At 41.3% G+C, this 23,428-nt stretch carries 18 protein-coding genes; 15 read left to right on the top strand and 3 right to left on the bottom strand.

Annotated features, from left to right (window positions below):
* Nucleotides 1-331: 331 nt before the first annotated feature.
* Together panP and BIW53_RS10805 are read left to right on the top strand one after the other, a co-directional pair.
* Nucleotides 332-1,960: a pyridoxal-dependent aspartate 1-decarboxylase PanP gene (gene panP, locus BIW53_RS10810; protein ID WP_070991891.1), complete on the top strand. Its 1,629-nt coding sequence runs from the start codon at nt 332-334 to the stop codon at nt 1,958-1,960.
* Nucleotides 1,961-2,094: 134 nt separating this feature from the next.
* Nucleotides 2,095-3,135, top strand: coding sequence for a sensor domain-containing diguanylate cyclase (locus BIW53_RS10805; RefSeq protein ID WP_070991890.1), 1,041 nt, complete (start codon nt 2,095-2,097; stop codon nt 3,133-3,135).
* A 74-nt stretch (nt 3,136-3,209) separates the two neighbouring features.
* Here BIW53_RS10805 and BIW53_RS10800 read toward each other — a convergent pair whose 3' ends face one another.
* The 3 genes from BIW53_RS10800 to aepX form a co-directional block, all read right to left on the bottom strand.
* The gene (locus tag BIW53_RS10800; RefSeq protein ID WP_070991889.1) at nt 3,210-3,605 is read right to left on the bottom strand and encodes a VOC family protein; all 396 of its coding nucleotides are present in this window, start codon (nt 3,603-3,605) and stop codon (nt 3,210-3,212) included.
* 11 nt (nt 3,606-3,616) lie between these two features.
* Nucleotides 3,617-4,867 carry an efflux RND transporter periplasmic adaptor subunit gene (locus BIW53_RS10795; RefSeq protein ID WP_070991888.1) on the bottom strand — a complete coding sequence of 417 codons (1,251 nt, stop codon included), beginning with the start codon at nt 4,865-4,867 and terminating at the stop codon, nt 3,617-3,619.
* Nucleotides 4,868-5,015: 148 nt separating this feature from the next.
* Complete coding sequence (aepX, locus tag BIW53_RS10790) at nt 5,016-5,924, bottom strand: phosphoenolpyruvate mutase (RefSeq protein ID WP_217495710.1); 909 nt, start codon at nt 5,922-5,924, stop codon at nt 5,016-5,018.
* Between the two features lie 488 nt (nt 5,925-6,412).
* Here aepX and BIW53_RS10785 point away from each other — a divergent pair, with 488 nt between their 5' ends.
* The 13 genes from BIW53_RS10785 to argC are packed head-to-tail and all read left to right on the top strand — an operon-like array spanning nt 6,413 to nt 23,415.
* The gene (locus tag BIW53_RS10785) at nt 6,413-7,939 is read left to right on the top strand and encodes an iron-containing redox enzyme family protein (protein ID WP_070991886.1); all 1,527 of its coding nucleotides are present in this window, start codon (nt 6,413-6,415) and stop codon (nt 7,937-7,939) included.
* Between the two features lie 9 nt (nt 7,940-7,948).
* Nucleotides 7,949-9,166, top strand: coding sequence for an MFS transporter (locus tag BIW53_RS10780; protein WP_070991885.1), 1,218 nt, complete (start codon nt 7,949-7,951; stop codon nt 9,164-9,166).
* Nucleotides 9,163-10,419: a nucleotidyltransferase family protein gene (locus BIW53_RS10775; protein WP_070991884.1), complete on the top strand. Its 1,257-nt coding sequence runs from the start codon at nt 9,163-9,165 to the stop codon at nt 10,417-10,419. The genes BIW53_RS10780 and BIW53_RS10775 overlap by 4 nt, the downstream gene beginning before the upstream one ends.
* On the top strand, nt 10,419-12,182 hold the full coding sequence (locus BIW53_RS10770; RefSeq protein ID WP_070991883.1) for a M3 family metallopeptidase: 1,764 nt from the start codon (nt 10,419-10,421) through the stop codon (nt 12,180-12,182). The genes BIW53_RS10775 and BIW53_RS10770 overlap by 1 nt, the downstream gene beginning before the upstream one ends.
* Nucleotides 12,183-12,851 carry an ABC transporter ATP-binding protein gene (locus BIW53_RS10765; protein ID WP_070991882.1) on the top strand — a complete coding sequence of 223 codons (669 nt, stop codon included), beginning with the start codon at nt 12,183-12,185 and terminating at the stop codon, nt 12,849-12,851.
* Nucleotides 12,848-14,170: an ABC transporter permease gene (locus BIW53_RS10760; RefSeq protein ID WP_084228129.1), complete on the top strand. Its 1,323-nt coding sequence runs from the start codon at nt 12,848-12,850 to the stop codon at nt 14,168-14,170. Before BIW53_RS10765 ends, BIW53_RS10760 begins: the two co-directional genes overlap by 4 nt.
* Nucleotides 14,167-15,375: an ABC transporter permease gene (locus BIW53_RS10755; RefSeq protein ID WP_070991880.1), complete on the top strand. Its 1,209-nt coding sequence runs from the start codon at nt 14,167-14,169 to the stop codon at nt 15,373-15,375. The genes BIW53_RS10760 and BIW53_RS10755 overlap by 4 nt, the downstream gene beginning before the upstream one ends.
* Nucleotides 15,376-15,399: 24 nt before the next feature.
* A complete protein-coding gene (locus BIW53_RS10750; RefSeq protein WP_070991879.1) occupies nt 15,400-17,679 on the top strand; it encodes an FAD/NAD(P)-binding protein in 2,280 nt (759 codons plus the stop codon).
* On the top strand, nt 17,676-19,016 hold the full coding sequence (locus BIW53_RS10745; protein ID WP_070991878.1) for an aminotransferase class III-fold pyridoxal phosphate-dependent enzyme: 1,341 nt from the start codon (nt 17,676-17,678) through the stop codon (nt 19,014-19,016). Before BIW53_RS10750 ends, BIW53_RS10745 begins: the two co-directional genes overlap by 4 nt.
* Nucleotides 19,013-20,173 carry a phosphoglycerate kinase gene (gene pgk, locus BIW53_RS10740; RefSeq protein WP_070991877.1) on the top strand — a complete coding sequence of 387 codons (1,161 nt, stop codon included), beginning with the start codon at nt 19,013-19,015 and terminating at the stop codon, nt 20,171-20,173. The genes BIW53_RS10745 and pgk overlap by 4 nt, the downstream gene beginning before the upstream one ends.
* Before the next feature lie 11 nt (nt 20,174-20,184).
* Entirely contained in the window at nt 20,185-21,300 is a 1,116-nt protein-coding gene (locus BIW53_RS10735; protein WP_070991876.1) for an iron-containing alcohol dehydrogenase family protein, read from the top strand.
* A complete protein-coding gene (locus BIW53_RS10730) occupies nt 21,290-22,312 on the top strand; it encodes a zinc-dependent alcohol dehydrogenase (protein WP_070991875.1) in 1,023 nt (340 codons plus the stop codon). The genes BIW53_RS10735 and BIW53_RS10730 overlap by 11 nt, the downstream gene beginning before the upstream one ends.
* Before the next feature lie 11 nt (nt 22,313-22,323).
* On the top strand, nt 22,324-23,415 hold the full coding sequence (gene argC, locus BIW53_RS10725) for an N-acetyl-gamma-glutamyl-phosphate reductase (protein WP_217495709.1): 1,092 nt from the start codon (nt 22,324-22,326) through the stop codon (nt 23,413-23,415).
* Nucleotides 23,416-23,428: the final 13 nt, after the last annotated feature.

Raw genomic sequence — 23,428 nt, 5'->3', positions numbered from 1 at the left:
TGTATGTTCCCAAATAGTAAACTTCTACTTTTATAAACGAGAAGTTTACCAACAGAATAACTGTATACAAGTCTAGACAGCTTTTAAACTTTTGAATAGTGTGAAGTTTTGTAACTACGCTGGCAAATAGAAGCTAAGCTTTTATATCAGCTTAAATTTCAAAGAACTGTCTTTATCACAACATAAAAATGTCATATCAAACTGGGTCAAGTTAAGACTTTTCGCTATACAATAGAAGACATTATGGCTAACTTACAGTAAAGTTAGCCATTTCGTAATAACAAGCTGGTGGGACACTTTGCCGTGGCCCATAAAAACACTGGGTAATGTAATGGGTCCAAAGCGTTGTGCTGTCGCTTCTGAAGAAAGTTTGATGCGTATTTTTACGGTGCCAGAAGCGCCTGACTCGACTCTGAGTAAGATAGAGTTAGAGATCTCAAATAATCTTGCGGGTTTCTTAAATGAAAACATAGCCGCTATTGAAAAGCCCTTACACGAGATAGAGAAGGACTTTCAATCGGCCGTGATCCCAGAAGAGCCCATGTTTGTTTCTGATTATGCACAAGACATCATGGAACAGCTTGTTGCCCATTCAGTCCATACCGCAGCCCCAAGCTTTATAGGCCACATGACTTCCGCGCTGCCACATTTTGTGTTGCCATTGTCAAAGCTGATGGTGGGCTTAAACCAGAACTTGGTAAAAATAGAAACATCTAAAGCATTCACACCGTTAGAAAGACAGGTGTTAGGTATGATGCACCATTTAGCTTATGGGGCGTCAGACAAGTTTTATGATAAGTGGATGCACAGCGCGAGTACTTCTTTGGGGGCATTTTGCTCTGGGGGAACCATTGCTAATATTACGGCTCTGTGGATAGCTCGCAACCGCTTGTTAAGGGCCGATGGTGACTTCAGAGGTATAGCAGCTCAAGGCGTGGTAGCAGCGATGCTACATTATGGCTATAAAGGGTTGGCGGTGCTGGTTTCTGAGCGTGGTCACTATTCTTTGGGTAAAGCTGCCGATGTATTGGGGCTTGGCCGAGACAATTTCATTGCCATTGAAACCGATGCCAATAATAAAGTTAATGTTAGTAAAATGCGCCAGCAGGCTTTAGCGCTCGAAGCGCAAGGCATTAAGGTTATGGCGCTAGTGGGTGTAGCAGGCACCACTGAAACTGGCAATATCGATCCCCTCCATGAGATGGCTGATTTGAGTGAAGAACTTGGTTGCCATTTCCATGTAGATGCCGCTTGGGGCGGTGCTACTTTATTATCTAGTAATAACAGGCACTTACTGAATGGGATTGAACGCGCGGATTCAATAACCATTGACGCACACAAACAAATGTATGTGCCAATGGGGGCAGGGCTGGTGTTATTTAAAGACCCAGCTGCATCGGATGCCATTGAGCACCATGCCGAATACATTCTTCGTAAAGGCTCTAAAGACTTAGGTAGTCATACCTTAGAGGGGAGCCGTCCTGGTATGGCTATGCTGGTACATGCCTGTTTGCGTGTGATTGGCCGAAAAGGCTACGAAATGCTGATAGATAAAGGCATTGAAAAGGCTAAGTACTTTGCCGAGCTAGTCAAACAAGACCCTGATTTTGAACTGATCTCAGAGCCTGAGTTATGTTTGCTAACCTATCGTTACGTGCCTGCACAAATTCGTGAGGCGATTGCCAAAGCCAATGAGCAAGAGCGTATTGATATCTATGCCGCACTGAATCGTTTTACCGCCAGTATGCAAAAGCGTCAGCGTGAGGCGGGGATCTCATTTGTGTCTCGTACGCGTTTAACACCCGAACAATACGACCATCAACCGACAGTGGTATTTCGTGTGGTACTTGCTAACCCTTTGACGTCACATAGTATTTTGCAAAGCATTCTAGAAGAGCAAAAACAGTTGGCAAAAACAGATCCAGTGTTTAAAAAATACTTGGCAAAATATATGCAGTAAGTTATTCGGGTCATAGTTCACCTTTAAAATAATTGTGTATAAACATTTACCAATTTGTTTGCTGTTTAGGTATTATGATCATCAAATGAGCAGGTCTCTTTGGTATCAAATAATTTAAATATAAATGGCTTACTATGTTTATTGATCTCAGTGAAGTAACTCAACGGCTAAGGCGTATGAGTTCTGAAGAGTTAGATGTATCGGGTAGTTACCAAAGCTTTTTGCTGGACTTGATCTGTGAAGGCAAAGACACCTTAGTGGTTGATCAGGTGTCAGTATGGCTTTTTGACGATATTTCTAACCCTAAAAAGCTGATCAATGTTGCCAATACTCAATGGGACAATGACCTTAACGCTGAAGATTATCCCGTGTTATTGTGTGAAGAGTACCCCAACTACTTCAAAGCCATTTCAACTGGCGTGTCAATCAATGCCACTGATGCGCATAGCGACCCGCGTACCGCCGAATTTAGAGATACCTACCTAATTAGTAACAACATTACTACTATGCTCGATGCCACGATTTTTAAAAATGGCATTCCACATGGTGTCGTGTGTTGCGAAGGCCGGGGTCCTTTGCGAGAGTGGCAAAGTGCTGAGATTGCCTATGCGGAGATGGTGGCTGATTGTTGTAGCCGCCGCCTATTGGTCAGCGAGCTTTGGACCTTGCAACAGCAAATGACTAAGTTGGCTTTTCATGATGCGCTCACGGGCTTAAAAAACCGCCGCTATTTGATGGACAGCGGACACCGAGAGATCCGACGTCATATTCGTGCTGGCGAACAATTGAGTGTGGTGATGTTAGACATTGACCACTTCAAGCGTATTAACGACAGTTACGGTCATGAAATTGGCGATGTGGTATTAAAAGCATTCGCCCAGTGCTGCCAAGGGACCTTGCGAGCGGAAGACTGTCTATGCCGTTTAGGTGGAGAAGAGTTTATCGTATTGCTACCCAATACCCCCACTGAAGGTGCACGAGAAGTCGCCGAGCGACTGCGTATCAGCGTAGAAAAAAATATTATTGAAACTGCCCATCATCACATTCAAGTGACTGTAAGCTGCGGCGTTGCTCAGGTGAACCTCGCAAAACCTTTTAGTTATTCACTCAAGCAAGTTGACCATGCGATATATGACGCCAAGGCACAAGGTCGCAATTGCGTGGTATGCTGTTAACCGTTCACTTAGTTTAGGGGCATGGTAAGTAAAGTGTTTGAAACTGACAGAGCAGCTCAGTCAGTTTCTGCTCGTTAATTACCGTTCCAAATGAATTCGACACGTAAGCCACCAGGTTCATAGCATATAAAGTGCTGTCTTGGGCCCTGCTTTAGTGGCTCCGGCTCAAACTCTAAGGTGATGTCGTTGGTCTGAATACGATTATAGATCTCCATGAGTTTATCGTATGTTGCGACTTGAAATGCAACGTGGTGCAGTCCAATATTTTTCCTGCGATCAAATTCTTGAATGTCTAAATTATGGTCAACTTGCCACAGTGTTAGACGGCAACTTCCATCTGAAACTGCACTGCGAGGGTAGCTATCGTCACGGCCTGACTCCTCCCAACCTAGCACATTGACGAAAAAGTCTACACTGGCCTGTAAATCTTTAACACTAAGCCCTAAATGATCGATTCCTTGTGTGGTCATGCGTTCTCCTATTACTGTCTTAGAGTGAGCGTATCGTAGTTCATGATCTGGGCTAAATCAGATGTAACAATGGTTTCACCTGCCTTAAGTCCTGATAGTATTTCAACCTGATCCTTCGATGTTAAGCCAAATCGTACGGATCGCTTAGTCAGCATGCCATTTTCGGCAACGAAAGCGAATTTTTTGTTCAATTGTTCATAGTAATACCCTTTCTTCACAACCAGAGTATCGGGTTTTATTCTAGCCTGAATATTGACGCTAACTGTGCGGTTATTTCGTAATTGTACCTGATTGTCTAAAGCGAGGCGTACTGCAATCTTTCCTTCAATTACCTCAGAAGAAATCGATAAAATAGAGGCGTTTACAGACTTTTCGCCAAATTCAACTAACGCGGGGGTGTCTTGATCGATGTACTCTATAAAGCTCTCTGGTATGGCTGCTTCTATTAACAGCTCACCTTCACTTACAATGGAGGTGAGTTTTTGATTTTTGGTAACGAAGTCCCCAGACTCTATATTGAAGGTGCCAAGTTGGCCATCAAATGGTGCAAATAAACTTAAGTTATCTAAGCGCCGCTTGAGTTCCTCAATCGTTTTTTTACGCACTTCAACTTGCTTTTTACTAATACCAATTTGTTTTTGAAGCTCGCGAACTTCTTGTTCTGTATTTATTTTCAAGTAAGCATGATTGTTTTTACTAATTTCATAGCTGTCAGCGGCTTTTAAGTACTCCGCAGTTGAAATAACACCAAGATCAATTGATTTTTTAGACCTTTCCAGCTCTCTGAGCGCAAAGCTTTCTTTCAGTTGTGCGTCTTTTACTTTGTACGCGTTGGTACTTTTAAGCTTTTCAAGTGACACACTTTTTGCGTCGAGTTGTGCTAAGTCTTGCTCTAGCCGCTTAGTCTCAAGTTGATATTCACTTTCGAGAGAGGGAGAAGAAATACTGAGTAGCTTTTGCCCCGTTAATACATTGGAACCTGAACTGGTATGTAATATGACGATACCTTCTTCTTGCGCGTAAAGGTTTTTGCTATTTTTAGCGATGGTTTTACCCGATGCGATGATAGACCTTGATATGTCACCGGCTGTGACTTTGGCTAATTCAACGCTATCAATATCGACCACAGCGTCTGTTGTCTTGAATAACGTGTTGTATATAAAAAACAGCAAGAAACACAGTGCTAGGCCGCCGACAATAAATGCTGTTTTATTAGCTTTTGGCTTGGCAATTATATCCTGTCCAGACGTATCTTTTATCATAAGTAAGTTACCGACTATTTATGATGGGAACAAATGGTAAGTGATGATTATTAAAGCCGATATAACCAAGCACGCTTTCGTGAGTAAACTAACGCGGAAATATAATGTTTTATACGGCTTTACACTTTTGTTCTGCTAAATACCAATATTAAATGATAGGTGTATATGCCTGTTCAGCATCTTTTAGCTCACTATAATCCAGCAGGTTAAATACTTCTGACAAGGTAGCAATATCAGAGTTTATGTGGCCGATTGAGCGAGCTTTATATATCTTATTGGCTGCAAGTTGCATCGCTTTCAATGAAGCTCGCATCAGATGGTTTGCACAAATGTATACGTTAATACCTGCTTGATAAAGTGTTTCTGGCGGGATATCAGCATAAGTGGTGGGAGCAACAACTAAGGGGCAGCGTTTTTCCCAAAGTTTTGCAAACTCAAGAATTTCGGTCGCATCTGATTTTTTCGAGTGGATAAATATGGCATCCGCTCCTGCTAGGTGATAGCGCTCTGCTCGGCGCAGCGCTTCATCTACACTCAGTCCGGCAATTAAAGTTTCAGTTCTAGCAATGACACTAAAGTCGCTATTTTGTTTCGCGTCCTGTGCTGCTTTGATTTTACCTTCAAACTCTTCTATCGACACGAGACTATGGGCGCCTTTGATAAAAGAATTCATTTTTGGATACACTTTGTCTTCCAAAGAGATGCCAGCAATACCGTACTGGGAGAGCTTTTTAACGACATGCCTCACGTTGTTAAAATTACCAAATCCAGAATCACCGTCAAACAGCACCGGGACATCGACTGAGTCGTTAATGAACTCAGCGATATCAAGTATTTGACTCCATGATGCTTCATTACAGTCTCGCAGACCAAGTGAAGAGGAAATTGAAAGACCTGATGCCCAAACGGCGGGGAAGCCTGCCTGTTCAACTATTTTTGCAGACATGCCATTGTGTGCTTCTAAAATCATTTCTGCCTGTGTGCTATTTAAAAGTGCGCGAAAACGCTGGCATTTATCCATAGATCTTTCTATCTGTGAGTTCGTATTGATATTCATTTCCTTCTCCACGTTATATTCCTCAGCCACTATTTAGTGGGTGGTTTAGCTAGTTAGATCATAAAACATACTTATATTTTTATTTAAAGTAAATAGTCTGGTTGTTATGTTTGTTTAAAGTTGCAGAAATGTTTATCAAAGTGAATTTTTTTGTTGATATCAATTGGTGAGTATGCTTATTATGAAATTGCGTTTCGAGCAGATAAGGAATCATGTTGCCGAAGTTTAGCTTTATTTATCTATGAGCTAAGCCTATTTGATCTTGATTAAATTGGTGTCTCGATAGTGAGTTAACAATGTGATTAGCCACTGTTTTTAGCGCATTTCAATTCAAATTAATTTAATTTTAACTAAAGGAGAAACGTTATGACTATCAAACGTTCAAATCGCGCTCGTCGTATTCAAATGGTTCTTTAATGAACTGCTGGGCCATTGATTAATCAGTGGCCCACATAAACTTGCCTAATAACATTGAATAAGGAATATACATGTCTTTTGCGTTTCAAAAGCCGAGAATTCGGTTATCAACTACATTTTCACCAGAAACATCTAGTTTGCTTTATAAAGGGAATGATTTTGAGCTTGAGTTTGATTCGAATGAAAGCGTGAATAAGTTTAATGAACTATTTAAATTCCTTGAGATGGGTTTAGCGCTTGTTGAATTACAAGCTGAAGCAGAAAGGATCGGGTACTCAAAAGACGAGTTAGACGATATTTTACATGCTTTAGATGATTGCCGTTTATTAACGGAAGTCCAGCAAACTTCAAATGAAGGTATGACAGGATTGGAGTTAGCCTTTCATTTAGAGGATTTATACTTCAATGAATGGAAACCGAAAGATGGTGAAACACCACTTACTCAGTTATTTCTCGATGGACAGCCTAGTACTGAAATAATTACGGGGTGGTCATTCGAATATTACAATGTAACTAAGTTAGCCCATGATGCAATTATCAGCTTAGTATTACCTAGTCACGGTAAAGTAAAAGCGCAGGCCGTGGACTTTTATAATGAAGAATATCGTCATGATAAGCTGATGTTAAAATCCTTACAGGCACTTGGATATACAGAAGTTGAAATTGAAAGTTCTATTCCGCTTCCTGCTACGCTTGCACTTATTAATCTATTGGCTCATTGGGGGAAAACGGATCCATTGAGCTATATGGCCAGCTTATTTATCTATGAAGGTGAAGTGTCTGATTATCGACCTTATACCGACGCATTAAGAAATAATGGAATGCCTGACGAGTTTGTTCATGGTCAGGAAGTACATAATGATATAAATGTTGATGGTGGTCATGGTTTTGAAAGCCGAGAGTTCTTATCACTAATACCATTTGTAAGTAACGAAGACATAAAACGAGTTGAGTTTAATCTTCGTCGATTGATAGAGACTGAAAGGTTGGTTCATGAACAAATCATGTCTTACTATCAATCACCTCAGGTTAGTATACCAAGACGCCTCAATGTCACAGCACAAAGTGAAATCACGCCATATACAGCCGCGTTCCAAAGTGTAGGTAGTATTGCCGAGCTAGCGGTAAATGCACCTTCACAACTCCCTAAATATGATTCAGATAAGCAGGTTGCAGATCACTTTATTTTTACTGGAATGAACTTATTAGCGTCTGTTCTACCCAGAGTACCCGATGCAAATGTGCACAAGTTATCAAAGTACTTTGTTAGGTTTAACCGACATGCATCGTCTGAAGAACTATTTGAAAATATTCATGTGGCAGATGAAAAGTTGAATTTCATTTCATTACAAGTGCTAGAAGCAAGTTATAAGAATCCAATGATTGGCTTATTTTTATATAAAACAGTCATTGAACAATTATTCAGCTTCGATGCTTCAAATGATGAAAATGATGGTGTTGGTAAGCTTGAACGCTTTCATGAAGAACTCACAGAATATTTTACATCAATACCAGGTGCGTTATCTGAGACTGAAATGTACTACTTCCATAGCCAAATATATGTTCTTAACCAAGCATTAAGTCAACTTGAAAAGTAAGGTTTAACGATGTTATTTGGAAAAGTCGGAAAGGGGTTTTCAGCGATATTTTACTTGGTCAGCATGGTCAATTTAGTAGAAGTTGTATTCGCTTTTACGGTACCACTGGTTGCATATAATCTGGCTAGTAGTGCAAGTGATATGGGTTTAGTAAGAGCGGCTGAGTTTTTACCCCATCTGATTTTATCGGTGTTTATCGGTGTTCTAGTTGATAATTTTGATAAGAAAAAACTAATTAGGCTTTGCTTGGTTGCTTGCACGATTATAGCCGCTGCATTTCCAATAGTAATATCCCATTTTGAAGTGGATATATATTTTTATGCGATGAGTATTTTCTTAATATCAGCTTTGGTATTAATTGTTAGAGCATCGATAAACGTTACTTTAAAAGAGAGTGTAGACAAAGATTTATTGATTAGAGCAAACAGTAAAATTCAATCAACCGCAGAATTTTTACATACAGTGGGCCCTATCCTTTCTGGATTTGTTTTTTATCTCTCGTTTCCAAAGTATGGCTTTTACGGCTGTGCGGTGGGATTTGTCATCGCTTTACTGGTCAGTTTTGCTCTGAAATCTAATAATGAAAAATCGAATGACACCACTAAGACTGTTAATTCCGTTCTCCACCAGTTGGTTGAGGGGTTTTCAATTTTTAAGAAAATGCCCAAACTCATTCATATGTCACTCATCATTATGTTTGTGAATGCGATTATATCCAGTGCAAACCTGTTAAATATATTTGTTATCAAAGATGAGTTAAAACTATCTGATTTATATCTCGGGATAGCGGTTTCGATAGGAGCTGTGGGAGCTTTTCTTGGGGGGATTACTTTACATCGCTTTGAAGAAAAAATCAGCGAGTTTAAATTAATCGCAACGTCTTTGGCTTTATCTGCGCTTGGATACATCTTTATTTATTCATTTAAGAGCTATACCGCGATTTGTTTCTCTATGTTTTTAGAGGGACTGTCATCTATCTGGATTGCGGTTACCGTGTGGACATATCGACAAAAGGTGACGTCATCCGAGGTGTTAGGAAGAATCTCAGGGATCACTGGCATGATATTCAAAGTACTTGTGCCAGTAGGATTATTAGTTTCAACATGGTATGTGGATATATATAACTCTTTTGATTTCTATTTATTCACAATCATATTGAGCTTTATTGTGTGCATTGCATGTTTGATCTTAGAGCGTGAATCAGGTGCATTGGAGCCACAAGTATGAATCTAGTAAAAGAATTATTTAACATATATTGGTCGGAAAATTATTCTTTCCAGCCATCGTTTTCATACTCAGACGACCATATCAACGGTTTAGTAGAATTGGCTGCTAAGCATAAGGTTTTACCTTATTTGCTAAAGTTTTTTGATAAAAATCAAATAAATTACCAGCTCAGTGAGGGTTGCCAAGCGATTGTTGATAAGTTCAATTATGAACGCTCTGCATGGTTAACATTTTTGCAAATGATGAATAAATCATCAGAGTTTGATTATCGATATGTGGTACTCAAGGGATTAACGTTTGAGTCATATTACCCCGATGATCGTGAGCGATTTTGTTTAGACATGGATATTGTCGCCTGTGCAGAGGACGTTTTCTGGCAGGTCATGAATGTTGCATTGTGCGATAAATTCGTTATGCCAGGGATGTTTCAGTTGTTTAAAAGTCAGCAAGACGAACACCTAGAAGGGCTTGCTAAATTCGGCCTAGATTATGAACATATCGTTGGTGGTATTGAAGTCCATTTGCGACGTTTTCAACTTACAGATGATACGTTTTTGCACTGGAGTATGTTGAGTGAGTTCGCTGTAGAGAAGATGCAGGTAGCAGGGGTCACCCTGTACAAACCTAATACGGCAGTATCTTTAGTTACTTACCTTAGCGAAATGGTCACAAGAGATGAAGTTAACATCCGTGATGGCTATGATGCGCTACGACTTTTTAGCGTCACTTATAACGAGCAGGAAATTAAATATATTACGCAGATGGTGTCTGTGTTAGGACTTGAACCTGTATTGTTAAGAATAAGGGCGTTTTTCAAACAATTTGATAGCACAGAGCCGGCTCTATTGATGTCAATTTTGCCGTCTCAATTTAGCGACTCAGTAGATGCCTTATCCCACCATTATCAACGATTTTATGAGCAGTACACACTGATAAGAAGAATAAAGTACAGGTCAGTTTACTGGCTGCGACGTTTGATGGACCGTTTAGCCGAAAAAGATTCTTTACTTTGGCTTTTAAGGTTAACAGATAAGTCAGCTGTAACTCAGTGGATGTTTAATCAGGGGTTCCCTATTTTTTGCTTGCCAGTTGATGCCGAGTCGCAAGAATTAAATCTACCTAACAAATTGAAAATTGGTGATTTTCAGCTTCGCTGTACGGGGGGGATGTGTTTCATCTTTGCTGCCAATGCCATTGTGACTGATGATGATTTGGATATGGTCGAGCAGGCCCTTGCTCAAGGAGCCATTTGATGTACGAAAAACACCTGAGTACATTAGCTGAGTTACTGCAAGCCCCAGATGACAACGAAAAGTTCGCGGGCTTTGCTAAGCATTCTAAAGCGGCCATTAGTGATTTTTTTGAAACTCTGGTTGCCTGTCAGGACTGTTTTGAGCCTTCATTAGAGCGTCGTTTGGCTAACGGCTTAAGCGAAATACAATACTACCTCAGTACCGTTCAGATAGTATTTTCTATATCGTTGCTGGAGCAGTATGATGAATTAACCGATGAACTGTTCTGTTTACTCGAAACGCATTTCGATGAGCTTCAGCAAAATCTGCACACTTTAGAATCCCAACATACGTTTGCCAGCTCTCGATTAGGCAAGCAATTAATCAGCTTTTTAAATCAACAACAAACGGATTGTTTTGGTGAGAATTATCTTGATTTGGAACAAGCTCTGGCATTTCAAACGGCGAATCTGTCTGCGGGTATCGAGCAGGGCTTGAAGGTGAAGGAATCCGAACTCGAATTAGTAGAAACAATTTGCGGTGCAGAAAGTGAAATTGACCGCCGTCTTGCTTGGGAAAGATTTAATCAACTACACCGTGATAACTTACCCATGTTTTTAGAGCTATGCTCGATGCGGGCAAGCGCTGTCGCAAAAAAAGGTTACCGTTCTTTAGCGGGTTATCTAGAAGAATCAAATGCCTTGAGTCTTGAAATCATAAAGGAACTGTTCGCTCATACATCTGAAAGCATTAGATCATTTTTTGCAACCCATATGCAAAGCATTGGTGCCAGTAAAAATAGCCCTTGGAATTATGCTTATTATAAAGAAGTTAATTCGAACAGCCAGCATCAGTTGCAAGAAGTTCTCCCATGTTTAGATAAACAGCAAAGTATTGCTAATTGTATTGCATATTTTTCTGACATGTTTGGTGTTGTGAGTGAATGCAAGCTTGTGTCAAATGATACAGCGTATGTGCTTTTAAAATCAGAGCATACGGAACAAACACTTTATATTCACTACGGGCAGCGTCAGGGAAAATCAAATACGCCATGGTGTGAGCTTATTACAACTCATTTGTGCCATGAACAAACCGGTGCAGCGATAAGAAGCAACCTTGTTGGCATTTTTTTTGTGACACAAGAGCGTGAACATATTTCATTTCAAGAGCTAAAGGTACTGTGTCATGAGCTGGGACATGCTTTTGAAATGCTGCTCAATGATGTGGACGATTTTCAATTTCCTGCCAAAGGAGGATTACCAAAACAGAGTAAAGAACTTTACAGCATGTTTTGTGAGTCTTTTGTTTATTTTCCCGAGTTTTTATCAATTGTAACTGGCAATGATATCAATGGTTCTCATATCAGGGCTCTGTCATTGCAGCCAAACCAATATAGAGAGTTTGCTAGATTGTTAGAAATCTCTCTATTTGATCTCAAATTAAGCGAACTAGATGTAGCAACTGAGCTGACAGGGCCTTTATTTACGCAACTTTACAAAGAGTCAGTGGAACAGGCAGGACTCTTTTCTCATGTTGACGCTAATCAGCGTTATCTGAGTTATTCGCAGTTATTCGACGAGGAATATAGTGGACTCAGTTATGGCTATTTTCTGTATTTATTTTTAGGTGGGTTATTGGCCGAAAAAGTAATCGCAAAAGGGCCCACACATCAGGTCTTAGACATTTTGAAAAGTGAGTCAACCAGAGTCGAATATATACATAATACATTCCTATCGGAACTGGACTTTGAACGAGTTTTGAAAAGGATTTTTGGGGAGTCGTAGATGTTAAAAATTAATGGGTTATCTAAGTATTTTCAAAGTGGAGAAGTGCTCACAAAAGCGATTGATGGGATCTCAATGTCAGTTGGCAGCGGTGAGTTTGTTGCAATTACAGGCGCTTCGGGTGCAGGCAAAAGTACACTGTTGAATGTATTAGGGTTGCTTGAGAATTTTAACGAAGGAAGTTATGAGATAAATGGCACAGAAGTCTCAAAGATGGGGGATCGTCAAAAAGCTCAAGTTCGCAACGAAAATATCGGCTTTATATTCCAAAGTTTTAATTTGTTACCGTATTTGAGCGTGTATGAAAATATAGAGCTTCCTCTGAAAATTCGCGGTATCAACAAGTCTGAACGCAAAAAAAGTGTCGAACAACTGTTGGAAAAATTTGGCTTGGCTAATCGTGCGAAACATCTGCCTTCTCAGCTATCAGGTGGCCAGCAACAGCGAGTGTCAATTGCTCGTGCCTTGTCGTGTGCACCCAAGCTGATCCTCGCCGATGAACCGACGGGTAACCTCAATTCGGAAATGGCGAACGAAGTCTTCAGCATGTTTGAGGAGATCAATCGTGAAGGAACGACTATTTTGGTGGTGACCCACGATGAAGGGTTAGCAAGCCGAGCACATAAAACAATTCAAATCGGTGATGGCAAGGTAATGCAGGTGTCATGATGAAAGCCGAGACAGAAATTTCCCTAGCTATTAAGAGCTTTGGCTTTCAATGGCAAAAATATATGTTTATAGCAGCCGTTATGTCGCTGGGTATTGCGGTATTTCTCGTAGTGTCTAATTTGTACATCAACTTAACTTCAGCCTTTGAACAACCGCATTTACACCAGCTCTATAAACCCGTGTTGAATGACTGGAAAAAAGATGAGGCTTTTGATGAGTTAGATAGCAGCAAATTGCCGCCCTTGATGTCATATCAAAACAGTATGGCATTAGCACAAATTGAACCTGGACAGAATGCATCTTCATTCAAAACAGAGGTTATCTACTATCCAAGTCAAGCCCAGTCTTTGAGCTTACTACCATTGTCTACGAGAGTAAGCAGCATCAGTTTTTTTGAGATATTTAATTTGCACTTTAAGTTTGGTGGCAAAGATGAATTAACGCAAAAATCAGGTGCCTGGGTAGTGTTATCAAATCAAACCAATGAACGTCTATTCGCTGGGGCTAACAGTGTTGGTAAAAAACTTAATTTGAATGGACACTATTTTGAAGTGGCAGCCGTTTTAGAAGAGAAAACACATTTGTTCAGAGAGCATGATGTTGTAAATGGCGCATTTGAAGGAAGTGAGGATATATATTTACCATGGCAAGCGGCCGATGTGTTAAACCCGGTTATTCGCGGTAAAAAGCTCTGCAAGGATGGTAAATATGCTAGTCGATATCTGGATGTCAAAGAAGGGAGCTGCCTGTGGGTAAATCATTGGGTAAAACTAGCTGATAGTGAATTACACGCATATGAGCAAGAGGTGAGCAGCTATGCGCAGCAACTCAGCGCAACGGGTATGTTAACAGGAGAGACTCCCTATCAGATATATCGAGCAAAAGATTGGTATGAAAAGTCAGGGGTTATCAATAACGACAGTAAGATTTTTCCCTTACTGGCAATAGCTTTTATGTTTGTATGCGCAGTAAATGCTTGTGTCATTTTATATGCTCAAGCAATTGAACAAAAACCTGATGCGGCCAACTGGTATGCTTTTGGCCTAAGTCGTCGCAGTATATTGTCAGTATTCTTAATTCAATCTGGTATTTGCAGTTTATTCATCGTGGCACTTACATTTGTTTTTAGTCTTGTTGGTATTAGTGTTTTTAAAGGTATATTTCCAGCCTATGAAACTTCCTTATATCTTGGTTTAGATAGCTTTTTTATAATGGTTGTTATCTCTATTTCTTTTATGCTTTTCTTCTCGTTATTTCCTGGTATCTCTTTAAGCAGAGTTAAGCCTGTTGTCTATTTAAAGCAAGGAGGAGTGGCATGAATATCTTACTTGTTTTTAAAGAGGTTTTATTTAATAGGTGGACAAGTTTTTTATTAATTGTTCAAATTTCTTTAGTCATTATAGTGCTTAGCAATGTTGCACTAATATATGAGGATAAAGCTCAGAGCCTAGCAGAAAAGTCAGGAATGCCAGAAGAGCATATTCTAACGCTGATGGTAAGACAGAGCAGTGATGATGTTGATGTAGAGCAACAAGTTAAAAAGATCCAGAGTTTGCTTGAAGATATAAATGGTGTTGAGGGCGTTACTACAATTAATGGTGTGCCATTGAGTAGTGGTGCTGGTTGGCAGCAAGAGTTCAGTACGGTAGCAGATGTACAAGCTGACAAGGTTAACACCACATTATACATGGTTAATAGCGCAGCACTCTCAGCGCTGGATCTCAAGCTTGAAAAAGGACGTTTCTTTGAAGCACATGAAGTGCAATTCAGCAATGCATCAGACTATAACCTCCCGCATTTGGCGATTATAAATAAGGCAACGGAAAAGCGACTATTCGATGATCAAAGTGCTGTAGGGAAGTTAATTTACATGCCTGAAGATCTACAAAATCCGATGACCGTTATTGGTGTTGTTGAAGAGTTAAAAGGCGTTTGGCCTAAATCGCCGAGCTATGATTTTTCGGTAATGGTGCCCAGAGTTGATCTGGCTTTTCGCACTTTCTATATGATTAGGCACGAACGCCCAATTACCACTGAATTCTCAGAGAAAATAACCTCATTGATTAATAATGAAATAAAAACAGTGCTGGTGGAGCGGGTAAATAGCTTGAAAGATGTAAAAAGGAAATCTTTTCAAGATAATATCTCTCTTTTGGGAGTTTTGAATTTCATCGCTCTAATCTTGGTTTTATTAACTTTGTCATGTGTTTTTGTTATTTCGTTTTTTGAAGTTAAAAGACAGAAGAAAAATGTGGCAATAAAGTTTTCTTTAGGTTATTCGAGGAAAAATATACTGGGCTATTTCTTATGGAGAAATATTTTAGTTTATATCGTTGTGGTTGTGATATCCCTTCCAATCAATATATACGCCAGTAATTACACTTCACTATTATACGGTACCCCAACGTTATCATGGCTAGAGCTATCATCAGTGGTGCTGTTAATTGGAACGGTTGTAATTATGGCGACGGCATTTCCAAGCTGGTTAGCAACTAAAACCGAAGTTGCAAGATTGCTTAAGTAGTGGACTATTAAGGAAAAGTAAAAGATGGCTACAAATAATAATCATAAAAAACATAAAGTTGGGTTTTCATTAGTGATAGTAGGTGCTGGACCTAATAGTACATATGCTATGGAACGATTGGCTGCTGAATTAACAGCCGTTCCGCCTAACCAGCCTGTGCATATTCATGTTGTTGAGAAAAGCGGTCATTTTGGCGCAGGCTGGGTACATAGCCCGACTCAGCCACCAAGTAGTATGCTTAACCGAATAGTAGGCCAAATCGCTTTTGCCTGTGATGAAACCAATGTGGAAGCTAAACATCTTTTACCTAAGTCACAACGCCCAACGTTTTATGAATGGTGTCGAGATAAATTTATAAAAACGCAGGACAAGCGTTTTGATTTACAACCTGAAGATTGGCCTAGACGATATTTGCATGGTGTGGCATTAGTGGAAATGTTCGCCAGATATCAAGACATACTAGAGACAATTCCCAACGTATCAGTGCACTTATATAACAGTGAAGTGGTAGATGTAAAACCAGAACAGGAACGCTACAAAGTGGCTCTGGCCGACGCAGAGCATGGGCCGATAACAGCTGATCATATTTTATTCGTAACGGGGCACTCGGTGAACCGCCCACGAGAAGGCTCACATGTAGAGTTGGTGCAAAACTTTGCGAATCAAAGTGGCTTTCCTTATGTTCCATTTGCTTATCCTTTGGAAAGTAATGTACTTGCACAGTTTACGAGTAAAGAACATGTGGTTGGCTGTGTGGGACTTGGGCTTACAGCGATCGATGTGATCTTATATTTGACAGAAGGTCGAGGAGGGGAGTTTAAACTCGATGCAAATGGTCGAAGCTATTCGTATCAAGCCAGTGGTGAGGAACCAGCTAAGATCGTTGGCTTTAGTCAAAGTGGTCTGTTCACGGGCGCCCGACCCTTTAATGCTAAAGAAGAAGATTTGGAAAAATTCGAGCATAGAGGCGTCTTTTTTACCGAAGCGACGATTGATCAGTTACGCGAACATTTAGGGATAAGAACGGTCGGGGAAGATGGTCAAGAGATTGTCCAAATTGATTTTGAAAAGCATTTATTTCCAATTGTTTATTTAGAAATGGCACTGTTGTACTACAAGGTTATGTTTGGTGAAAACTATGCAGTCCAATTGACAGAGTTACTCACTCCTGCGGTGCAAAAGTTTATGACAACTGCAATGGACGCACATCAAGATATGTCCGCTGGTATTGATTATTTTGTTGAGCAATTAAACCAGTCAGTAGACCTTGTGTTTGATGTGATTAATCAATTTATACAGGGGACTCCGCTTGCGCAAATAGAGTCTCAGTTTGCAACACCATTTTGCAAAGAAGTTCTCACACATTATTTGCAGTTTATTTTTGGCTTTGCGCAGATTGAACGCATTTCTTCGGTATTGGACAATGATGATCGCAGAGATATTTTGGCCTGGTTTGAGCATTCCACATCGCCATTTGGGCATGAATTAGCACCCAAAGTACATCGCTTTAGTTGGAGCTCACTCATTTCGCCGATAAAACCTGAGCAATATTGTGATGGACAAAGCTATACCAAGGCCTTGTTGGCATTCATGGAATATGATCACCTTCAGGCAGAGCAGGGTAATTTGTGTAATCCTAGCAAAGCCGCCTGTGATGGTGTTTGGCGCGATTTACGTCAGCTTTTTGCATATGCTGCTGATTTTGGCGGTTTTACTGCCAGCTCTCATGAAGTGTTCGTTAAACAATATATGCGCTACCACAATAGGTTGGCCAATGGTACATGTATTGAAGTCATGGAAAAAATGACCGCTTTGGTACGGGCAGGTATTTTGGATGTGTCATTAGGCCCTGCACCAAAAATTGAACCATCAAACAGCGACACGAAGCTATTGTTGAATGGCTGTGGTGGTAATCAAATTAAAGTGGACTCATTGATCGATGCTCGGTTACACGACTTAGATGTCCGTTTGGACCGCACCGCTTTGTACTCTAATTTGTATCAAAATGGCGTTATTGAAGCTTGGGAATATCCATCACATGAGGAGGGGGTATATTACCCTGGTGGGATCAAGTTAAGTGGCGACTTCCACCCGATAGATACACAAGGACAGATAAACAGGGCTCTCACCTTTTTGGGGCCTGTGAGTGAAGGAGTTATGTTCTTCCAAGTTGGGGCAGCTCGTCCTTGTCAGAACCACCATGTGTTAAGTGACATCATCGAATGGAGTGAAGAATTGTTGTCACAAATTGGCACAGGCTCAACACAGCCGCAAGAAGAGTTACAGCATGAGGTTGTATCATGAGTTCGCCTCTATTGTATCCCTCTTTAACTTCCGACGCGCCTTACATCAGTTCGGGCGATGGAGCATGGTTATATGATGAACAAGGTAAAAGTTATATTGATGGTTCATCAGGGGTGATGATCTCGAATATCGGTCACGGTAATGAGGACATTGCGCAAATTGCCAGTGAGCAAATCAAAAAAGTGGCGTTTGCTTATCGTTCACACTTTAGAAACAGACATGCTGAGGATTTAGCGAGTAAATTGGTTGAGTTATCTCAGGATAAATCTCATGTATTTTTCTTAAATAGTGGTTCGGAGGCAAATGACGCTGCAGTGCGTGTTGCTATTCAGTATTGGCAAGAGCTGGGATATGAAAACAAAAAGTTTGTCCTTGGCCGAAATGTCAGTAACCACGGTAATACCATAGCCACCTTGTCTGTAGCTCAAAATAAACGACGCGAAGAGATAGAACCTTTGTGGTTGTCAGTAACAGAGCACAAGTTACCGGCATGTTATTGCTACCGTTGTCCTCTAGGTAAGTCGCCAGACTCATGTCAGCTTGAGTGTGCGCAGGCATTGGAAAAGCAAATTCTGGAGCTAGGAGCTGAGAATGTTGCGGCATTTGTGGCAGAACCTATTACCGCAGCTGCTGGTGGTGTACTGATCCCTCATGATGGTTACTTTGCTCAGATACGTCGCATATGCGATGAGCACAATATATTGTTAATCGTTGACGAAGTGGTCACAGGTTTAGGCCGAACAGGCACTTGGTTTGGTATGCACCATTTTAACGTGTCCTCAGATATTAGCGTGTTGGGTAAAGGGCTTAATGCGGGGTATACGCCTTTGTCAGCTGTTATGATAAACCAGCGGATTTATGATGTGATAGCTGCTGGCAGTCATAATTTGTCAATTGGCCATACTCACAGCGGCAATCCCCTGTCCACGGCAATCGCCAGTGGCGTTGTTGACTATCTTGTTGATAGCAATATGCCCCAAGTTGTCAAAGAAAAAGGTGTGTATCTTAGAGATAAGTTAGACACCATTGCAGCTAAGTATCCCTATGTAGGAGACGTTCGGGCAATCGGTTTACTCAGTGCTATTGAGTTTGTACAAGACAAACAAACTCGAGAAATGTTTCCTTCACACGTTCAGTTATCTAAGCGTATTAGCGCTGCGGCCCTTAAGCATGGTTTAGTGTTATATCCTTGTCGAGGCTTACAGCCTGGTGAACGGGGTGATGCAATGTTAATCGCACCACCTCTAAACTCAACCTATGAAGAGCTTGAAGCCTTGTTTCAACGTCTTGATTTAGCGTTGCAAGAGGTATTTAGCGAACTAGGCTTGCGGTTATGATAGCTGCTGACATGCCGACCTGTTTTGCTGAACAACCACTGCATGCAGGTCAACACTGGCTCTATTGCGCAGGATTTAACGTCAAGCAAGATTTAGCTGACACTAGTCGAATTGATGAAGAGGTGCCAGACCTAGCTCGGCTAGTATCACATGGCTGCCGGGTGACTGTGTTGTCGCATCAGGGGAGTCATGGCAACTATCAACAGCTTGATTACATCGTGCCCTATTTGCAAAGCAAGCTTGCTTGTACAGTTAAATATTGTGACTCATTATGCTGGTCTGAAATCTACCGTCAGGTGGATTTGTTACGTGATGGCGAACTGTTGTTGCTGACGAACAGCCGTTTGTTCGAGGGTGAGTTAGAGAACAAAGCGGAATTAGCTGAACAATTTGCCGGTTTAGGACAGCGTATTGTAATTGGTGGATTTAGCAAAGCGCATCGTTCACACGCCTCCAATGTTGGCGTGAGTCGATATCGGCCCTCGTTTCTTGCCACTGGAATTGCAAATCAAATCGCCTTACTTAAACCCTGGTCTAAAAATATGCCATCTGCTTTATCTCTTGCAGTTGTAGGGGGAATTAAAAAAGAAAAGGTGGATCCGGGTCTTGTGGGATTAGCACGATTCTATGACTTTATCATTCCTACTGGTGCGGTGCTTAACGCCATATTAGCTTACCAAAATATTAATATCGGGGGCTCAGTATTGCCTGAATTTGGTCAATTCGACCGCTCAGCAATTGCCCAGACTGTAACGCAATTCGCGTCGAAACTAATCATGCCTGAGCAATTAATAGTGACTGATGGTGTAAGTTACAAAAAAGTGTCTATTACTCAATTAAATTTGACAGCTCAAGAGCGAATTGTTGACTTTGTACCGACTGATGAAATGCGCAATGTGATCAGTGATGTTGTCTCGCAGCAAGGCAGAATATTACTTGCTGGTACACCAGCAGATGCAACGTTAGCTCATTCCGAAGCGATTGAATTCTTTGAACAGCAACTTACATTCGCGCGCCCATACAGCATTTTATTGGGTGGCGACAGCTGTGCGGATATATCCTTTGACGGAGCTAAATCATCTGGTGGCGGTGCCGCGCTTGTCTATTTATGTGACGGTACGCTGCCAATATTAGAGCATCATAACAAGTCTTTTTAGAGGTACTCATCGTGAATTACGCGTTTCACTTACCTACAAAAATAGAATTTGGTAGCGGTAGCATCAAAAAACTGGGTAAGCATGTCTTAGAGTATGGTCACTCGGCAGTATTGGTAACTGGCCAGTCTGCATTGAGTAACGGCCATGTTGAGTTAGTGCAACAGTTATTGGAGTTGGAATCTGGGAGACTGGAAGGGCATATATTAGTGTCCGCTGATCCTGATTGTACGCAGGTTGCAAATATTGTTGCTGCCATAAAATCAGCTAAACCAGATGTCATCATTGCTTTAGGTGGCGGTAGTGTAATAGACGCAGCTAAAGCGGCTGCGGCGTTACATCAGCAGCCTAGTGTGAATGATTGGGTTGGTAAAACCTTACTTGAATCAATGCGCAGTATACCACTGATAGCGATCCCAACTACTGCTGGCACCGGCTCAGAGGTGACTAAGGGTGCCATTATTTATGATGAAGTAAGGCATTTTAAATCTGGAATTAGAGGGGAGCAGCTGTACCCAAAAGCTGCGTTGATAGACCCAGATCTCATTATTACGATGCCACAGAGGGTAATGCAAGAAACGTTGTTTGATGCATTTACGCATTTGTTTGAAACCTACATGACTAGGCGCTCTACACCACTAGCTAAAAGCTTGTCTCTGTCTGGTTTGACGCTATTGGCAGACTTATTGAAGCAACCTGAGCTGTCGCTGTCTAATCCCGCTCATAGAGACGCGGTCATGCAAATAGCATTATTTGGCGGTATTAATATAGGAGCAGTTGGGTCTTGTTTACCACACCGGTTGCAGCAGGCGATGCCGCCAATTAGTAGTCATAAGGTGTCTCATGGTTGCGGTCTGTCAAGCGTTTATCGCGCATGGATAGAGGAAGTAACCCCCTATGTCGGTGAGCTTAAGACGCCAATTTTAAAGCTATTCGAACGTAATAGTTTGGCTGACATAATCGCTTTCGTACAAGCGAAATTAGATATGCCAACCAGCCTAAGCGCGGTCGGTTATAGTGAACAGCACATCGCGCAAATGTGTCGGGCGATTAGCGGCGACTTAAGCAATGATCCCATTGAATCGGTTACTGAGCCTTTAATTGAAAGGATTTATAACAATGCATTGTAGTAATAATTCTCTTATGAAATCAGCGGTGTTGGTCACTAATCAGCAAATTCAATTGATGGAACAACCCATTCCCACACCAGAGGCGGATGAAGTGCTAGTTAAAGTACTCGCAAGCGGTATATGTGGGTCTGATTTATCAACCTATTGTGGAGAACACCCCTACAAAACAGCACCTGCGGTGTTAGGACATGAATTTAGCGGGGTGATTGTACAAATGGGTACAAAAGTCAGCAGCTTTAAAGTTGGTGATAAAGTTTGTGCAGCAGCCTATGCCAATTGTGGTACATGTGAATTTTGTGATGCACAGAAACATCATTTGTGCACCGCAAAGGCTGCTTTTAGCTTTCAAGGATGGAGTGGCTCTTTTGCGCAGTATCTGATAGCGAAACCCAACAAACTTTATCACTTACCCGAACATCTGGAAGCAGAAATCGGCGCTTTGGTCGAGCCGTTGTCGATAGCCTGCCACGCCGTAAAACTTGCTGCTGTAGAAGGGAAGCGAGTATTGGTACTTGGCTCTGGATGCATAGGGCTATCTACCATTATTAGTGCCAAGCGCATGGGTGCTAAGCATATTACCGCAGTAGATATTGATGCAAGTAAAGAAGATGCTGCTCTCATCTGCGGAGCTGAACAGTTTACAACAGAGACGGCTTTATTAACGACAAAGTTCGATATTTGCATGATAGCGGCATCTTACTCTGAAGCGTTTAACGATGCGGTAAAAGCGGTAAAAGCAGGAGGAAAAGTCTCCATTATTGCTTATTTTGCGCAGCAGCTAACGTGCGATATTAATGAGTTGGTGAAACGGGAAATATCAGTGGTGGGGTCAGCGTTGTCAGAAGATGCCGATTTTAAAACAGTGATTAATTGGTTAGATGAAGGGTCAATCCAGCCTCAGGCCATGATAAGTCATAGATACAGTTTAGAGCAAGCGGGACAGGCAATGCAGATCATGGCAGATCCCACTCAGCCATCATGCAAGATTATTTTACGAGTAGAAGAAATATAAAGGAATTAAGTATGGGTATTAAGGTCGCAATTGTTGGTTCGAATGGGTTGTCCGGTGGGGAGCTTTGCAGACTATTATTAAATCACCCTCAGGTAGATAAAATATATCCACTGGCCAGAAAAGAGCTAGATTTTGACATAGTACATCCAAATTTACTTGGGTGTGGTCTGCGCTTCTATAAGCAAGAAGAACTGCAAGAGCATTTGTCACAAATTGATGTAGTCTTTTTCTGTACACCTACGGGTGAAGCGATGAAAAGTGCTTCTTACTTTCTAAGCAAGAATATAAAAGTAATTGATTTAAGTGCTGATTTTAGATTTCCTGACGCTGAATTATATAAACAAGCCCATGGTCAAGAGCATGAAGACTTAGACAATTTAAGTCGTGCTGTTTACGGTGTATCTGAATTTAACGCAGATAAATTGCGTCAGGCTCAGCTTATTGCAAACCCCGGTTGTTACGTGATCACCGCATTACTGGGTTTAGCGCCTTTAATGGGTTCTGCACTGGTAGACGCACAAAGCTCGATCCATATCAGTGCTATCAATGGTACCAGTGGTGCTGGGGCATCGCTAAAACCTGAAGTCATGCACAGCTATGCAAATAACAATATTTTGCCTTACAACCTAGACGGACACCGTCACGCCCCTGAGCTTGAACATCAATTATCACTACTAGCTGATCAATCCGTTAATGTGGTGTTTAGTACTGCTCATGGCGCTTTCCCAAGAGGTATTTATATTCAGGCTAGTATTAGCGTGCCAGAGCATGTGGCAAACACTTTAACGCGTGAACAGCTTCTTAAGGAATATGTAGAATATTATGGCAAAGGTGCTGAGGGGCATTATTTTGTCAGAATATTGGACCACGCCAGAGTGGGTAAGCTCAACAGTAAGCAATACAATATTTACCCAAGTGTTGCGCGTGTTGCCGGCTCAAATTTTTGTCATATAGGAGTGGATTTCGACACACAGAGTAACACTATCAAAGTGATTTCAGTGACTGATAACCTAGTTAAAGGTGCGGCGGGGTCGGCCATTCAGAATATGAACTTGGCATTTGGCTTTGAAGAACATCTAGGGTTGTCTCAGTTCGGTCTGTGAGCTGTGATGGAGT

Source organism: Pseudoalteromonas byunsanensis, assembly GCF_001854475.1.
GTDB lineage: Bacteria > Pseudomonadota > Gammaproteobacteria > Enterobacterales > Alteromonadaceae > Pseudoalteromonas > Pseudoalteromonas byunsanensis.
Note: the sequence above shows the minus strand (reverse complement) of the source record. Positions and strands in the feature narration are given on the sequence as shown.

Coding starts and splice junctions, on each gene's coding strand:
- BIW53_RS10775 (WP_070991884.1), top strand. CDS start 9,163: ATGAATCTAGTAAAAGAATTATTTAACATATATTGGTCGGAAAATTAT.
- BIW53_RS10750 (WP_070991879.1), top strand. CDS start 15,400: ATGGCTACAAATAATAATCATAAAAAACATAAAGTTGGGTTTTCATTA.
- BIW53_RS10770 (WP_070991883.1), top strand. CDS start 10,419: ATGTACGAAAAACACCTGAGTACATTAGCTGAGTTACTGCAAGCCCCA.
- BIW53_RS10805 (WP_070991890.1), top strand. CDS start 2,095: ATGTTTATTGATCTCAGTGAAGTAACTCAACGGCTAAGGCGTATGAGT.
- pgk (WP_070991877.1), top strand. CDS start 19,013: ATGATAGCTGCTGACATGCCGACCTGTTTTGCTGAACAACCACTGCAT.
- BIW53_RS10745 (WP_070991878.1), top strand. CDS start 17,676: ATGAGTTCGCCTCTATTGTATCCCTCTTTAACTTCCGACGCGCCTTAC.
- BIW53_RS10765 (WP_070991882.1), top strand. CDS start 12,183: ATGTTAAAAATTAATGGGTTATCTAAGTATTTTCAAAGTGGAGAAGTG.
- BIW53_RS10730 (WP_070991875.1), top strand. CDS start 21,290: ATGCATTGTAGTAATAATTCTCTTATGAAATCAGCGGTGTTGGTCACT.
- BIW53_RS10780 (WP_070991885.1), top strand. CDS start 7,949: ATGTTATTTGGAAAAGTCGGAAAGGGGTTTTCAGCGATATTTTACTTG.
- BIW53_RS10795 (WP_070991888.1), bottom strand. CDS start 4,867: ATGATAAAAGATACGTCTGGACAGGATATAATTGCCAAGCCAAAAGCT.
- argC (WP_217495709.1), top strand. CDS start 22,324: ATGGGTATTAAGGTCGCAATTGTTGGTTCGAATGGGTTGTCCGGTGGG.
- BIW53_RS10760 (WP_084228129.1), top strand. CDS start 12,848: ATGATGAAAGCCGAGACAGAAATTTCCCTAGCTATTAAGAGCTTTGGC.
- BIW53_RS10785 (WP_070991886.1), top strand. CDS start 6,413: ATGTCTTTTGCGTTTCAAAAGCCGAGAATTCGGTTATCAACTACATTT.
- panP (WP_070991891.1), top strand. CDS start 332: ATGGGTCCAAAGCGTTGTGCTGTCGCTTCTGAAGAAAGTTTGATGCGT.
- BIW53_RS10755 (WP_070991880.1), top strand. CDS start 14,167: ATGAATATCTTACTTGTTTTTAAAGAGGTTTTATTTAATAGGTGGACA.
- aepX (WP_217495710.1), bottom strand. CDS start 5,924: ATGAATATCAATACGAACTCACAGATAGAAAGATCTATGGATAAATGC.
- BIW53_RS10800 (WP_070991889.1), bottom strand. CDS start 3,605: ATGACCACACAAGGAATCGATCATTTAGGGCTTAGTGTTAAAGATTTA.